This window comes from Aquimonas voraii (genome assembly GCF_900101825.1).
Classification (GTDB): domain Bacteria; phylum Pseudomonadota; class Gammaproteobacteria; order Xanthomonadales; family Xanthomonadaceae; genus Aquimonas; species Aquimonas voraii.
This window is the reverse complement of record NZ_FNAG01000039.1, coordinates 1-1,093: the sequence shown is the minus strand read 5'-3', so window position 1 is coordinate 1,093 and position 1,093 is coordinate 1. Positions and strand designations below refer to the sequence as shown.

At 59.8% G+C, this 1,093-nt stretch carries 1 pseudogene; it reads left to right on the top strand.

Annotated features, from left to right (window positions below):
* Positions 1-98: 98 nt before the first annotated feature.
* Positions 99-338 (top strand): annotated as a pseudogene (locus BLP83_RS18115) (IS110 family transposase); the annotation flags it as partial.
* Between the last annotated feature and the right edge of the window lie 755 nt (positions 339-1,093).

The window sequence follows — 1,093 nt, the reverse complement described above, 5'->3', positions numbered from 1 at the left end:
CAGCCCAACACCGGATCAACAACCAGAAGAACGAAGTACCCTTCAACCCCGGACTTTCCCAGTAACGGGTGGTATGGCTGCTGGGGGCACGTCACAGCTACCTGCGCACCCTGCTGATCCACGGCGCCCGATCGGCACTGCTGGCGGCGAAGCTCGCCCAGAAGCAGGGAAAACCGCTCGATCGAACCCAGGAGTGGGCCTTGGCACTGGCCGAACGCGCCGGCCACAACAAAGCCGCGGTGGCGCTGGCCAACAAGACCGTCCGACGGCTCTGGGCCGCGGATCGCCACGGCCAGGCCTTTGACCCGAACCACCTCAGCGCGCATCGCGCGCACTGAATCCACACCCCAGACAAACGAGCCCACCACTTCACGCGCTGCAACGCTTCAACCTGATGCCTGTGCGACGGTCCCCGAAGCAGCCAAGCCGATAGTGCTGGCACAGCGATTGAGGCTTGAACGAATGGCCCTGCTTCGCGGATTCCATCATGGCTCGGACGAAAACCGTCCAACAAAGCCGAATACACGAATGCAGCCGCTTGCCCAGGCGCAAGAAGAGCGGGTCAGCAGGAAGCAAAGTACAGCCGACTCGTCAGCGGTTGACAGGGGAGTCCATACACACACAGTTAGGTTTTGTTACTCGCAGCACCGTTGCGAAATAGCGAGAGACGATGGAAACCAATCGACGCAAGAACGCCCCAGACAGCACCGCTACCACACGCTAGCAAGATTGACGCATAAGCTGCAGTTCTGAAAGAACCTGAAAAAATTAGGGTCCGGCCCGAGGACTGCAGCTCCTGATAGCCAGAAAGACTCCAGGCTGTGAGAAGTGCAAACACAAATGCTCCTGACAGGCCGCCAAACACAGAGAGCCGTAGAGAGTTGTGGCGCCCCGCGCGCTTGAGACGGAACGCCCAAAAAACCACAAGCGCGCCATGTGCCAGCAGGACTGGAATTAGTACGAACGCCCCAAGGATCGCGAAAGGCAGCATGGCAATACCTAACGCCGTGCTAACCGGCCGCGGGCCGGAAGTGGTTGATGAAAACGTGGCCTCTCCCCGCAGGTCCGGTTGAGCACATAGTTAGGCGCCAGA